This window comes from Variovorax beijingensis (assembly GCF_007828835.1).
GTDB lineage: Bacteria > Pseudomonadota > Gammaproteobacteria > Burkholderiales > Burkholderiaceae_C > Variovorax > Variovorax beijingensis_A.
In genome coordinates this window covers 470,057-483,544 of the sequence record NZ_VIVL01000002.1, presented here as the reverse complement: position 1 = coordinate 483,544, position 13,488 = coordinate 470,057, and the positions used below count along the sequence as shown (strand labels likewise).

The window sequence follows — 13,488 nt, the reverse complement described above, 5'->3', positions numbered from 1 at the left end:
CTCCATCGAGTCGATAAAAAATCAGGGTGCCCGCGCAGGCACGCGGGTTTCGAGCGCCGGTGCCTGCCACTCGGGCTTGATGTGGCAGCCGTTCTTGCCGTCGGTGTCGTAGCGCGGCATCAGCGCCGCGCAGCGCTGCGCCAGGCTCGCGGGCGTGGGCTTCTCGCCCTTGTCGATCCAGTCCATCAAGGCTTCGAAGAGCGCCGGGTATTCCGAATCGCTCAGGTAGCTGTGCTCGCGCTCGGCGCTGAAGCTCTGCACCAGTTTGTCGCCCGTGCCGGCGGCATCGCGGATGCGCCGGTAGGCGTCTTCGAGCTCGACGAAAGCCGTGGGGTCGTCGATGGCATGCAGGGCCACGGTGGGCAGCGCGGTGCGGCCTGAAGGCTGGCTGTCGGCGGCGAGCGCGCCCCTGGCCTGCGGGTCGGCCGCATAGCGCGCCACGCCGGCATTCAGCGCCGCATCGTCGGACGAGCCCTGGTAGGCCACGCCGATGTTGCCGAACGGGTTGCTTCCGCCCAGGCGCTGTTGCACCAGGTCCTGGAACAGCCAGGTGGCCCAGTTCAGGTGGCCCACCAGCGAGCGCTCCTGGATCTTCACGACCGACAGGATGGTCTTGAGCCGCGCGGCCTGCTCGGGCGTGCGCTGCGCCGCGGGCAGGCCGACGCCGGTGCATTCCCGGACGCGCGCGGCCAGCTCGGCGCGCGTGAGCTTCGAATCCATCGGCAGGCCCTGCCACAGCGGGTATTGCGGCTCGTCGGGCTTCGGGTGGTTGCGGCACACGTACTGGTAGACCACGCGCAGGTCGAGCCGGAAGTCGTAGGCGCTGTTGCCGCCGCCGAGCACGCCGCTGGTGAGCAGCAGTCCGTCGTATGGGCTCTTGGCATCGCCGGCCGGTGCGTAGAGTTCGGCGGCCTTCGCGGCCACGCCCGCGCCATAGCTCTGGCCATGCAGCAGCGTGCGGCGCGGCGGACCGAAGCGCTGCACGAAGATGCGGCGCAGGCGCTCGGTGTCCTCGGCGGCCATGGTCACGCCGTAGCCGCCGCGGCGGTAGGTGGAGCCGGCCCAGGCGTAGCCGGCCTTCACGGTGACGGCCCAGCGCTTGAGGTCTTCCTCGCTGCGCTCGAGCCGGGGCGGGCCGGTCTCGGGGCCGCCATGGGCATGCATCACGAGCACGCGGTTCCATGCCTGCGGTATGGCGATCCAGTAGAGCGCGCCGGCGCCATCGGCGCCGGTGTAGCAGCGCGTTTGCGCGGTCACCGGCGCCGGGCAGGCCGTGGGTTTGGGGCCCCAGGCGGCGGCCTCGGCCGCCAGCGCGGCGAGGGTGCCGAGCAGCGCGAAAGCGAAGTTGCGAAGAAGCGGTTTGCTGTCGTTCATCAATGCCGTGCTCCGAGTTCCAGCGCCGCGGCCGTTCCCGATGCGGAGACGAAGCCGAGAACGCCGTGGGTGAAGATGAAATTGCCGGGCCGGCCCGCGTCGGCCTGCACCACCCCGGGCACCGGCGTGTCGTAGCTCAGCACCGCGGCGGCGCCGCCCAGGTTGAAGGCGCTGCCTGCCACCGTGGCCTCGCGGCTTTCGCCTTGCACGCTGGCCATGGCGTAGCTGCCGTCGGCCGCGCCCGCCAGCAGGCTCTGCTGCGGCGCCAGCAGCCGCAGCCCGGTGCTGGCGGCGGATTCGCGCACCAGGTGCAGCGGCACCGCGCTGCCGTTGACCAGGCCGATCACCATCGAGCCGGTGAGCGTGCCGCCCGTCGTGGTGGCGCCGCCCGTCGGCGAGGTGGTGCGCAGGTCGAAGGCGTTGCGTGCAGCGTTGTAGCTGATGTAGCCCTTCTCGGTCTGCGTGCAGCTGGGGTCGTAGGCCATGAAGCTGCCGCTGGCCGCGTCGCGGCAGTACTGGAAGGTGCCCGCGTTGCGCAGCCGCGCCGACGAGGCATGCGCCACCGCGACGCCGCTGCCCTGCTGCACGCCCACCGCATTGAAGATGTTCGCCACCGGGTTGAACACCGTGGGCGTGGCCGCATTCTCGAAGGTGGCCTGGAAAGCCAGCAGCGGCGTGAAGCCGCCGCCGGCCGGCGCGTTCACGCCGCCGAGCAGCACGCCACCCGGCGAGAAGCTGAAGACCGCGCCGCTCTCCGCGCTGGCGTAGCTGCACTGGCCCTGCGCCACCAGCGTGCCGCTGCGCTGCGTGCCGGCGGCGCGCTGCAGGCTGGCGTCGATGGTCACGGTGTAGGCCATGGTGGCGGGGTCGACCAGCACGCTGAGCTCTTCGCCGAAGCCGTTGCCACCCTTGTAGGTCGTGGCGGCCGCGGGCAGGTTCGGGCAGGCCAGCGGATCGCCCACCTCGGTCACGCAGCTGTAGTTGACCGCCGCGTCGAGGCTGCCGCTGCCGCGGTACCTGGGCCACGACGGAAAGCGGCACAGCGGGCGCGTGCGGCCATAGGTGCCGGCCACGGCGTCCACCGCCACGCCGGTGGCGGGCGCCAGGCCCTCCTCCACCCAGGCTTCGAGCGCCGCGAGCGAATCCCAGTTGGGAATGAACACTCCCGTGCCATGGCCCATGCCGGGCACGGTGTAGAAGCGCACGCTCTCGTCCACCGCGGCCTGTCCCAGCGTGGCGACGAGCTGCCGGTAGTAGTCGATGGTGGAGTTGGGGCTGATCACTTCGTCGGCCAGGCCATGCAGCATGATGATGCGCCCGCCGTGCGCGAAGAAGGGTGCGAGGTCCGGATTGGTGGCATCGGTGAGCTTCGACACCTCCACGACGCGCGCCGTGTAGCCGGCCGGGTCCAGCGGATCGAAGCCGAGCGTGTCGAAGCCCTCGATGCGCGTGACGAAGTACTTCACCCACTGGTCGCCCGTGACGTACATGTTGGCATCGGCCGAGGTGGCCGGATTGGCCGGCACCTTGCGCGTGCCGAGGTCGCGCGTGGTGTACGGCCCGGCCACGAGCGCACCCTCGAGCAGGTTGTAGCCGCCCGCGCGGCGCACGCCGTTGGCGAGCGCGTAGCGGGTGAGTTCGAGCGGCGACTCGATGGTGCGCACGGTGGCGATCTGCGCGTCCGACAGGCAGGTGTCGCCGGTGTCCAGCCCGCCGCTGCAGCGCAGCGATGCAAGGATGGGCGCATTGAGCTGGCGGCAGCTTTCCACGTTGCTCACGATGTTGTCGGCCGCGCCGTCGAGCTTGTCGCAGGCCTGCATCGCGGCCTTCTGCACCAGCAGCGTCTTGGCCACGTTCATCCAGCCGGCACCGCCGTTGCCGTAGAGCGCACGCCCCGCCGCCACGTTCGACAGCCGCGTGCCCGTGTAGTTGAGCGCGGGCTCGTTGGCGATGATGCCGTCGTAGTCGAGCGGCCAGCGCTGCACGTAGCCGAGCGCATCGCGCCCGCCGGTGGAGGTGCCGAGGAAGTAGGCCTTCTTCGGCTTCACGCCGTAGTGCGCGAGCACCAGCGCCTGCGCCACGTCGCGGGTCTTCTTGAGCGACAGGCCGCCGTAGTTGGCCAGCTGCTCGTCGTTCGCCGCGAAGCGGCCGTCGGTGATGCTGCTCGCCTGGTGGCCCGAATCATCGCCGTAGGTGGCATAGCCGAGCGCGAGCGGCGCGGGCTTGCCGGCCGGGCCGAAGCGGATGGTCTCGGTGCCGTCGATGAGCACGCCGTCGAAACCGCCGCCGCCGAAGTGGATGGTCTTCCGGTTCCACTTCTCGGGCAGGTTGAGCGCGAAGTTGATCGCCTGGGAGGCAGGGTCGACGGGCTGGATGGTGCCGCGCACGCGGCAGTAGTCGCCCATCAGGTTGCCGGCGTCGCCCGCGGCCACCGGTGTGGCGCTGGTGACGGTGGCGCCCTGCGTGGGCAGGCCGATCGCCGAGGCGTCCAGGCTCTTGCCGGCCAGCTCCGCGCACGAGAGCACCGGCACCACGGGCGCGGGCGGCGGGTTGTCCGGCGGATCGGCGTCGGGCGGGCTGGTGGCTGCGGGCGGCGGCGGGAAGAAGAGGCCGCCGCTTCCTTCCCCACCGCCACCGCCGCACGCGGCCATGAGCAGGGACATGCCGATCGCGGCGCCGAGTGGGCGGCAGCGGTGCAGGGCGTTGCGAATCATCGATGAGGGGCGCGGTGTGCGCATGGACTTGTCTCCGGCATGCGGCCTCGGAGGACCGCTTTTTTGAACAGGCGGCCGGACGATAGGTGCACGGGTGACCTGGGGTCAAATAAAATAACAAGGCACTTTCAATACAAAAAACATATGGACATCCGAGCGCTGCGCTACTTCACGGCCGTGGCCGGCACCGGCCACATGACGCGCGCCGCCGAGCAGCTGGGCATCCAGCAGCCGCCGCTGAGCCTGCAGATCAAGGCGCTGGAGCGCGAGCTCGGCGTGCTGCTGTTCAGGCGCCATCCGCGCGGCGTGGCGCTCACCGATGCGGGGCGGCTGTTCCAGGCCGAGGCGCTGCGCATGCTGCAGGACATGGAAGCCATGAAGCAGCGCATGGCGCGCGTGGCCAAGGGGCAGGCCGGCACGCTGGCGGTGGGCTTCACGAGCTCGGCCGCGGCGCACCGCTTCATGCCCGAGGCCCTGCGCGCCTTCCGCCGCGCGCATCCGGACGTGGAGCTGCAGCTGCGCGAGGACAACGCCGCCGAGCTCACCGAGGCGCTGGCCGCCGGCCGCCTGCACTGCGGCCTGCTGCGCGTGCCGGTGGCGCGGCCTGAAGGCCTGGTGTTCGAAACGCTGCTGCGCGAGCCGGTGCTGGTGGCCATGCCCATCGACCATCGGCTTGCCCTCGCGCGCAGCAAGGCCTCGCGCGCGCTGCCGCTCGCCAGGCTGTGCGAGGAAGGCATCATCCTGGTGCGGCGCCCCGGCGCGCCCGGCCTCTATGCCGAGCTGCTCGCGCTGTGCCACGCCAAGGGCCTGCGCCCGCGCGTGGTGGCTGAAGTCGATCGCATGATGACCAACCTGAACCTCGTGGCGGCGGGGGTCGGCCTCTCGGTGGTGCCGGCCTCGATGGGCGGCGTGCATGCGCATGCCATCGCCTATGCGCGGCTCGCCGACGGCGGGCAGCTCGACGCGCCGCTCACGCTGGTGCTGCGCGCCGAGGAAGACAACCTGCCCGCGCAGCACTTTGCGGCGCTGCTGCGCCGGCTCGCGGGCGAGCACCCGCGCTCATGAGCACGCGCATGCCGTTGCAGCGCCGCCGCTTCGTGCGCCGCATGGGCGCGCTGCTCGCGGCCTCGTGCGCGATGCCGCGCCTGCTGCACGCCGCCGCGCCGCCCTGGCCGCAGCGGCCGGTGCGGCTGATCGTGGTGTATCCGCCCGGCGGCGTGAGCGACGGCATGGCGCGCGCGCTGGCCGAACCGCTCGCGCAGGCGCTGGGCGTGCCGGTGCTGGTCGAGAACCGCGCCGGCGCCGGCGGCAGCGTCGGCATGGACGTGCTCGCGCGGGCCGCGCCCGACGGCTGCACGCTCGCCTTCTCGGCCATCAGCCCGCTCACGCTGCAGCCGCTGCTCGCGCGCGTGGCCTACGACCCGCTGCGCGCTTTCGCACCCGTGGCCAGCGTCATGCGAACGCCGGTGCTGGTGGTCGGCACGCCGGCCTTCGCGGGCCGCAGCTTCGCCGACCTGGTCGCCATGGCGCGCAGCCGGCCGGGCGCGCTGCGCTGGGCCAGCTCGGGCGTGGCCACCATCGGGCACATGGTGCTGGCGCAGGTGCGCATGCAAAGCCGCACCGACATCACGCACATCCCGTATCAGGGCGGCGGGCCGCAGCTCAACGACGCACTCAGCGGTCAGTTCGAGCTGCTGTCGACCAACGTCGCGGCGCAGCAGCTGCAATACATCGAAAGCGGCCGCCTGCGCGCGCTGGCCGTGGGCGCGCCGGCGCGCATCGAGGCGCTGCCGTCCGTGCCCACGCTTGCGGAGCTGGGCTTCGAGAAGGCCAACCGCGATTCGCTGTTCGGCATCTTCGCGCCGGCACGTACGCCCGTCGCCGTGGTGCAGCGCCTCAATGCGGAAATCAACCGCCTGCTGCGCGCGGAGCCTCTGCACAGCCGGCTGCGCGACGCGCACAACATTCCGGCCGGCGGCCCCAGCGAAGACTTCGCGCGCGAGATTGCCATCGACCGGCGGCGCAACCGCGAACTGGTGGCCGGGGACCGCTCGCAATTCGACTGACCGGCCCTTGCCTAGGCTTCGGCGCTCCAGAGGCCGGGATAGTCGCGCACGAAGCCGTCCTGCGCGACGCGCAGGGTCGCCGCGTAGTCGAAACGCTTGGCCTCGTAGGCGTAGGCGTCGTCCGCGGTGCGCTCGTAGCGCTGCATCAGCTCGCTGAGCACGCCGCCGCCGTCCAGGTCGACCCAGGCGGCCGGCGCGTCGGCGCCCTCGCCCTTTGCCAGGTTGAGCCGGCGCAACTGCAGCAGGTTGGTGGCGGGCGTGAAGCCCAGGTCGAGATCGGTGCAATGCGACAGGTCGGGCACGGCCTCGTCGTTGAGCTTCCAGTTTCCGCGCGCATCGCGGGCAATGGCCAGGTCGATGGCGCTGCCGCCGAGCCAGCCGCGCACCGTGCCCCACTGCGCGTGCCAGTGCAGGTCGCAGCGCACGCGGTAATGCAGCTGGCCGATGCGGCCGTCCTCGAGGCGGAACACGGCGGCGCCGTCGAGCTGCCAAGCGGTGGCGTTGCGCTCGAGACGACAGGCGTCATGGCCCGGTGCATCGAGCCTGCGCCACAGGATGGAAGCGACGGTTTGCATGGCGCGGATGATGGCCCCAGCGGGCGCAACAGGCAAGCCTTGTCACCGCGGGCGAGTCGGTTCAGCCATGCCGCGCCTCGACCCGGGCTAATATCGATCGCTCGACCATTCAGAGGAGCGCGCAAGTGGAACCCTGGTTCGCAGACGCCAAGCCGATCAACTCGCTGGAGCCCGAGATCGCGTTTCACTTGTGGGACGAGTTCCAGCCTGTGCGGGACCGGCCGGCCGAGCCGCTCGCGCTGCCGGCATTCCCGCGTGCCGAGCGCCTGCGGGTGTGCACCCTGGAGGCCATCGGGCACGAGCCGGAGCTTGCAGCGTACTACGGCCGCGTGGCCGCGCTGGCCCGGCAGCAGGGGCTGAAACTCCACCAGGTGCGCCAGTACTTCTGGCTGGACCTGCGGCTCGACAACGAGGACGCGGACGTGCATCTGTCCTTTCCCTGGTACGACACCTTCGCCACCATGGACCACTTCCTCGCCGCCGTAGCCGGAGACGACCAGGGCATGGTCTACGACGATCAGGACCAGGGTTGGGCGGTGGAAGCCTGGGCCCGCAACGGCACGCTCTACATCCGCGAGAGCGACCCCGATTCCGATGAGCTCGGCCTGGCCGTTGCGCTGCCCCGGGCCGGCCTGCAGGCCCGCATTGCCCCGCTGCGCGAGCGCACCTCGAAACTCCTGGCCCGCCTTGCCGAGGAGCTCGGTGCCGACGTGTGGACCACGGGCGAGGCCCCTTCCTTCCTGTAGGCGCCCGAGGCGCCGCACGGCTCAGATCGGATAGGCCGTGAGGATGTAGAACGGCTTGCCGTTGTAGCTTTCCATCTTGAGGATGATCCGCACGCCGGAGAGGTCATTGACGGCCGTGCTGCCGAACTGCACGCCCCGCCCCACCACGTAGCCCAGCACGTGCTCCAGCTCCGGCGACTTGCTGCCCGCGGCCGCGCCGCGCGACCATGCGCGCACCGCGGCGGCGTTGGCACGCAGCGTCTCGGTGATCGCGCGTTCCGCGGTGGCCAGGTCGGCAAAGGTGGACACCGCCCGGGGGCCCGGCCGGGTGGCGGTCCGCACCCTGGCCAGCAGCTGGGCATCGGTCTGCCCGACGTGGCGCGCCATGGTGTGGCCGCCCAGCCTCGATCCCGCTGCAGCCTCGTGCTCCACCAGCCGGATACGGCCGCCGCGCATCACGGCGACGATGCGTGCGGCTCCCAGCCCCGAAGCCACGACCAGCGGCACTGCCACGTCCACCGCAAGCCCGATGCCATCGGCCGTTTCGCGCGAAGCGCCCAGCGCCTCGGCCGCCGAGCTGGCGGTGACGGAGGTCGCCGTACGCTGCGGGGTGCCGGTCCAGACCTGGCGGCCCGAGGTCGCCAGGGTGTCGAAGCCGTGCACGCCCAGCACCACGCAGCCGGCCTTGGTCACCATGGTCGGCTCGGGCGCAATGCAAAGCACGCCGGCGCCGACCAGTTCCACGACGCCGCCCACCAGCCCCACCGTGCCCCAGAGCCGGTTGCTCAGGCTCGCGGATTCGGGCACGTCCTGCCCGTCCAGCACCGCCGCCATCTGCACCGGCGTCAGCGCAATGGTCATGCCTTCGACTTCGTCATCCATGCCAGATCCCCTTCCTTCCCATGCCTTGAGTCATCGGACGGTCAAAAACCGCAGTCGGCGCATTCTGGCATGCGTGCGCCGCGCGGCAGACACGGGCCGGCCGCGAGACAATCCATGCCGTGAGCTCCCCGACCGTTCCAGCATCCCCGATCCGCCGCATCGCCCACCTCGACATGGACGCCTTCTACGCGTCGGTCGAGCTGTTGCGCTATCCGCAGCTCAAGGGCCTGCCGGTGGTGATCGGCGGCGGACGGCGCAGCGTCGATGAGGCGATCCGCCACGTGCCCGAGGGCGGCACGCTGGCCGACATTCCGATCGCGGCCTTTCCGCGGCTGAAGGACTACGCGGGCCGCGGCGTGATCACCACCGCCACCTACCCGGCGCGGCAGTTCGGCGTGGGTTCGGCCATGGGACTCATGAAGGCCGCCAAGCTGTGTCCGCAGGCCATCATCCTGCCGGTGGACTTCGACGAGATCCGCAAGTACTCGCGCACCTTCAAGCAGGTCATCCGGGAGATCGCGCCGCTGATGGAAGACCGCGGCGTGGACGAGGTCTACATCGACTTCACCGACGTGCCGGGCGGCCAGCGCGATGGCGGGCGCGTGCTTGCGCGGCTCATCCAGAAGGCCATCTTCGACGCCACCGGACTGACCTGCTCGATCGGCGTGGCGCCCAACAAGCTCATCGCCAAGATGGCGAGCGAGTTCAACAAGCCCAACGGCATCTCGGTGGTCTACGAAGACGACCTGCAGACGCGCATCTGGCCGCTGCCCTGCCGCAAGGTGAACGGCATCGGGCCCAAGGCCGACGAGAAGCTCAAGCGCTTCGGCATCGAGACGGTGGGCCAGCTCGCGGCGCGCGAGCGCGACTGGCTCATCCAGAACTTCGGCAAGTCCACGGGCGCGTGGATGCACGAGGTGGCCTGGGGCCGCGACAACCGGCCGGTGGTGACCGAGAGCGAGCCCGTGTCGATGAGCCGCGAGACCACCTTCGACCGCGACCTGCATGCGGTGCGCGACCGCGCCGAGCTGGGCGCGATCTTCACCCACCTGTGCGAGAAGGTGGCCGAAGACCTGCAGCGCAAGGGCTACGTGGGCAAGACCATCGGCATCAAGCTGCGCTACGACGACTTCAAGATCGCCACGCGCGACCAGACCATCGAGCGCCACACCGCCGACGGCAAGACCATCCGCCAGATCGGCGGGCTGTGCCTGAAGCGCGTGCCGCTGGAGCGGCCGCTGCGCCTGCTGGGCGTGCGCGTGGGCGCGCTTGCCAAGGCGGGCAGCCCCGAGGCCATGGCAGCGGCCGCGGGCAGCACGGCCGCGCGCGCCTCCGCGGATGCGGCCTCGGCCACCGCATCGCTCTTCTGAAACGCCCGGCGCCGTGATCAGACGCTGGCTCCGGCGCATCGCATTCACGCTGCTGGGGTTCACGCTGGCCGTGGGACTGTATGTGGGCGCGGCCTGCGCGCTGATGCTCTGGCCGGCCAATGCACAAACGCCTGCGCAGCCGCCCGCCGTCCAGGCCTGGGTGCTGAGCAACGGCATCCACACCGACCTGGTGTTCCCGATCCGTTCGGCCACCATCGACTGGCCGCAGCTCTTTCCGTTCGCGCACTTCAGGGCCGTGCCGCCCGATGCCGAGTTCATCGCCATCGGCTGGGGCGACCGCGAGTTCTACCTGCACACGCCCACCTGGGCCGACCTCACGGCCTCGCGCGCCTTCGGTGCCCTGCTCGGCGGCAACCGCGCGCTGCTGCATGTGACCTACCTCCGCCGCGCCTCGTTGCGCAAGAACGCCTTCCACCTGCCGCTCTCGCAGGCGCAGTACGCGCAGCTCGCAGGCTACGTGCGCGCGACCCTGCCTTCAGGCCGCGCAACACCCGTTGCCGGTGCCCACTACGGCAACGACGATGCCTTCTACGAGGCCGAAGGCGGCTACCACCTGTTCGAAACCTGCAACACCTGGACCGGCCGCGGCCTGCGGCAAGCGGGCGTCACGGTGAGCCGCTGGACTCCTTTCGATTTCAACGTGACCTGGCACCTGCAGCCGGTGCGGCCCTGAACCTGCTCAGGGCTTCGGCACGCCGGCCTGCCACTGCGGCCAGTGGGCCACGATGTGGTCCACCACGCGCGTGCCCACCAGCGCGATGTTCTCCACCGTCTCGGCAAAGCCGCCCGCCGTCTCGCCCGGGGCCGGGTCCAGGTGCTGCAGCGTGCTTTCCTTCGGGTTGCCCTGGTCGAAGTTGACGGCGCCGCGCAGGCTCATCACGCGGTCGGTGCCGTGGGTGCGCTTGATCACGAGCGTGACGGCGGCGGCTTCCATTTCGGTGATCACGTAGTCGTCGGCACCGTAGAGCCTGGCGATGTACTGCGCCTGCTTCGACATGCCGGGTCCATGGAAGAAGGTGTCGCCGGTCATGTGGGTGCCGGTGCCCACGAAGGGCGCGCGCCGCGCCGCCGCATCGGGGTAGCGCAGGCGGTACTTGCGCGCGCTGTCCGAATCCTTCAGCGGCGTGTCGGCCGAGAGCTTCATGGCCCAGCCCACGAGGTCGGGGTTGAGCTTGAAGCGGCGGTATTCCTCGTAGCCCTTGCGCGGCATGAAGGTGGGTTCGCCGGGCTTGTTCTCCTCCGGCGCCCAGCGGTGGCCGAGGTCGTAGTCCACGAGCCAGGTGGCCCAGCTCACCTCGCCGATGGTGCCGCGCGCCGGGGGCGTGCCGGCCACGCCGGAAATCACGTAGTAGGCCTGCGAGAAATCGAACTGCGGGTTCAGCAGGATGGCCTGCATCGACGACGAGGAGTTGACCTTGCCCATGCCGAGCACTGCGCCGCACACGCCGTCGGCATTGCAGTACACCGGCTGCAATGCGCCGGGCACCGCCAGCGGCGCGGCGCCCTTCCAGTAGCGCTCGTACCAGTGCTGGAACTCGCCGGCCCGGTCGCCGGTGTTCTGGCCGATCTCGAACATGGCCGCGACGAAGACCTTCACCTTGATGGGCGCGGCAGTGGCGGCCGCTGCGCGCGCAACCGGCACCGGCGAAGTTGGCGACGCACAAGCCGCGACGAGCAGCGCCGCGCCGCAAGCCGAGAGCCAGCGCGCGCAGGAAGACGGGAACGGCCGATGGAAAAACATCATTTCTTTGGGACTCCAGGAAAAGAACAACGCGCCTCCATCGCACCAGCGGCGATTGCGGCGTCCTACAGGCGGCGATTGTCGGTGCAGGCACAAGCGCGGGGTACCGTCACCACGCAAACCCCATGCCGGCACGCTCCAGATCGACCGCTCCGCCCTCCAGACCCTCGCCGACGGCCGCGCCCATGGCCAATGGCCTGGTCTACGTGAACCCCGACATGCCGGGCATCCGGCGCCTGAAGCACGGCGAGCATTTCCGCTACCGCGATGCCGAAGGACGCTGGGTGCGCGATGCGGAAGAGCTCTCGCGCATCCGCATGCTGGCGATTCCGCCGGCCTACACGCAGGTGTGGATCTGCCCGCTGCCCAACGGCCATCTCCAGGCCACCGGCATCGATGCGCGCGGACGCAAGCAGTACCGCTACCACCCCGACTGGCGGCTTTTCAAGGACGAGACCAAGTTCGAGCGCCTCGAGGCCTTCGGGCTCGCGCTGCCGCGCATCCGCGCCCGCGTCGCGCGCGACCTGCAGGAAGGCGCGGCAACGGCCAAGGCGCCCGGGCGCCAGCAGGTGCTGGCGGCCCTGGTGCGGCTGCTCGACACCACGCTGCTGCGCGTGGGCAACGAGGAATACGCGAACAGCAACGGCTCCTACGGGCTCACCACGCTGCGCAACCGGCATGCGGCCGTGCAGGGTGCGGCGCTGCGGCTGCGCTTCAGGGGCAAGAGCGGCGTGATGCACGAAGCCCGGCTCGACGATCCGCGCGTGGCCAAGGTGGTGCGGCAATGCCAGCAGCTGCCCGGCCAGGCGCTGTTCCAGTACCAGGAGGAAGACGGCGAACTGCGCAGCGTGTCGTCCACCGATGTGAACGACTACCTTGCCGAGGCCTCGCCGGGCGAACGCTTCACCGCGAAGGACTTCCGCACCTGGCACGGCACGGTGCAGGCGCTGGAGCTCACGCGGCTGGCCTGCGAGCCGGGCCGCACGGCCGCCGACGGCACGCGCTACAGCGCCAAGGAAATACTGGCCGCCGTGGCGAAGCAGCTGGGCAACACGCCCGCCGTCTGCAAGAAGGCCTACGTGCACCCGGCCGTGCTCGCGCTGGGCAGCGCGCTCGCGGGCGACGAGGAAGACCCCGCGGCCGAGCTGCTGCGAAGGATGTCGGCCCGCACCGCGGCGCGCAAGACGCGCGGGCTCCACGCCGCCGAACAGCGGCTGCTCGCCTTCCTGCGGATGCATCGGCAAAGCCAGGCGCGCGAACGGCGCGAAGCGCGCAGCGCCAATGGCCGGCGCAAGGCCGGAGAACGAAGGCCTCAGCCCGGCGCGAGCGGAAAGCGCACGCTGTCGCGCTCGAGCGCGACGGTGTAGCCCAGGTCCTCCGCCAGGCTCTGGAGCGCAATCGCGTCGATGGCCAGCGCACGCGGGGCGCGGTGCGCGTCGAGCACGGGACTGGCACCGGCGGATTCGCGCGGCAAGGCGCTGAGGCGAAGCGCATTGCCACCGTCGGCCTCGATGCGGATCGCACCGGCCTCGGACGCGCCGTCGTGCAGGTACCCGAGGCCGCCAAGCACCAGGTAGCGCAGCGCCGCACCCTGGGGCCAGCGCGTTTCGCCCTCGCGCGGCTCGAGCGCCGCATCGACAGCCAGCTCGACGCCGTGCATGTCGAAGGCCGCGCGCATCAGGCCCACGCATTGGGCCACCAGCGCGCTGCGCGTGATGCCGTCATCGGTGGTGGCCAGCTCCCAGTCGCGCAGCGAGCGGATGCCTTCCACGAGTTCGGACACCTGGTTGTCGATCAGCGCCACGCGCTCCTCGCAGACCGGTGCGTCGATGACCGGCGCGCCGATCTGGCGCTTGAGCATGAGCAGCGCCATGCGGATCACCGACACCGGCGCCACCATGTCGTGGCGCAGCGCCGGCAAGGCGCGGGTGAGCAGTTCGTGGCGTACGCCGGCGGCGATCCAGCTTCGGGCTCCGGGCGAGGCCTTCATTGGGCGCGGGGAGCCGAAGGCTTCGCCTCG

General features: G+C 70.9%; 12 protein-coding genes. 6 read left to right on the top strand and 6 right to left on the bottom strand.

The window, feature by feature from the left end:
- Window positions 1-21: 21 nt before the first annotated feature.
- Entirely contained in the window at window positions 22-1,374 is a 1,353-nt protein-coding gene (locus tag FB547_RS08595; RefSeq protein WP_145741319.1) for a hypothetical protein, read from the bottom strand.
- On the bottom strand, window positions 1,374-4,112 hold the full coding sequence (locus tag FB547_RS08590; protein WP_145741317.1) for a tannase/feruloyl esterase family alpha/beta hydrolase: 2,739 nt from the start codon (window positions 4,110-4,112) through the stop codon (window positions 1,374-1,376). The genes FB547_RS08595 and FB547_RS08590 overlap by 1 nt, the downstream gene beginning before the upstream one ends.
- A 120-nt stretch (window positions 4,113-4,232) precedes the next feature.
- Here FB547_RS08590 and FB547_RS08585 point away from each other — a divergent pair, with 120 nt between their 5' ends.
- Both FB547_RS08585 and FB547_RS08580 read left to right on the top strand, forming a co-directional pair.
- Window positions 4,233-5,153 (top strand): LysR substrate-binding domain-containing protein, encoded by a 921-nt coding sequence (locus tag FB547_RS08585; RefSeq protein ID WP_145741316.1) that lies wholly within the window; start codon window positions 4,233-4,235, stop codon window positions 5,151-5,153.
- The gene (locus FB547_RS08580) at window positions 5,150-6,154 is read left to right on the top strand and encodes a Bug family tripartite tricarboxylate transporter substrate binding protein (protein WP_145741314.1); all 1,005 of its coding nucleotides are present in this window, start codon (window positions 5,150-5,152) and stop codon (window positions 6,152-6,154) included. Before FB547_RS08585 ends, FB547_RS08580 begins: the two co-directional genes overlap by 4 nt.
- A gap of 11 nt (window positions 6,155-6,165) precedes the next feature.
- Here the strand turns inward: FB547_RS08580 and FB547_RS08575 are convergent, their stop codons facing one another.
- On the bottom strand, window positions 6,166-6,729 hold the full coding sequence (locus tag FB547_RS08575) for a putative glycolipid-binding domain-containing protein (RefSeq protein WP_145741313.1): 564 nt from the start codon (window positions 6,727-6,729) through the stop codon (window positions 6,166-6,168).
- Window positions 6,730-6,854: 125 nt separating this feature from the next.
- On the opposite strand from FB547_RS08575, the gene FB547_RS08570 reads away from it, so the two are divergent.
- Window positions 6,855-7,475 (top strand): hypothetical protein, encoded by a 621-nt coding sequence (locus tag FB547_RS08570; RefSeq protein ID WP_145741311.1) that lies wholly within the window; start codon window positions 6,855-6,857, stop codon window positions 7,473-7,475.
- A gap of 21 nt (window positions 7,476-7,496) precedes the next feature.
- Here FB547_RS08570 and FB547_RS08565 read toward each other — a convergent pair whose 3' ends face one another.
- Entirely contained in the window at window positions 7,497-8,336 is an 840-nt protein-coding gene (locus FB547_RS08565; RefSeq protein ID WP_145741309.1) for an RNase A-like domain-containing protein, read from the bottom strand.
- Between the two features lie 119 nt (window positions 8,337-8,455).
- Between FB547_RS08565 and dinB the strand changes: the two genes are divergently transcribed.
- Entirely contained in the window at window positions 8,456-9,706 is a 1,251-nt protein-coding gene (dinB, locus tag FB547_RS08560; RefSeq protein ID WP_145741307.1) for a DNA polymerase IV, read from the top strand.
- 13 nt (window positions 9,707-9,719) lie between these two features.
- On the top strand, window positions 9,720-10,400 hold the full coding sequence (locus tag FB547_RS08555; protein WP_145741305.1) for a TIGR02117 family protein: 681 nt from the start codon (window positions 9,720-9,722) through the stop codon (window positions 10,398-10,400).
- A gap of 6 nt (window positions 10,401-10,406) precedes the next feature.
- On the opposite strand, the gene FB547_RS08550 is transcribed toward FB547_RS08555, so the two are convergent.
- Window positions 10,407-11,471 (bottom strand): purine-nucleoside phosphorylase, encoded by a 1,065-nt coding sequence (locus FB547_RS08550; protein WP_145741303.1) that lies wholly within the window; start codon window positions 11,469-11,471, stop codon window positions 10,407-10,409.
- A gap of 122 nt (window positions 11,472-11,593) precedes the next feature.
- Between FB547_RS08550 and FB547_RS08545 the strand changes: the two genes are divergently transcribed.
- Window positions 11,594-12,835, top strand: coding sequence for a DNA topoisomerase IB (locus FB547_RS08545; RefSeq protein ID WP_145741301.1), 1,242 nt, complete (start codon window positions 11,594-11,596; stop codon window positions 12,833-12,835).
- Here the strand turns inward: FB547_RS08545 and FB547_RS08540 are convergent.
- Window positions 12,781-13,458, bottom strand: coding sequence for a hypothetical protein (locus FB547_RS08540; protein ID WP_145741299.1), 678 nt, complete (start codon window positions 13,456-13,458; stop codon window positions 12,781-12,783). The two genes, FB547_RS08545 and FB547_RS08540, sit on opposite strands and share 55 nt — an antisense overlap.
- Window positions 13,459-13,488 lie beyond the last annotated feature (30 nt).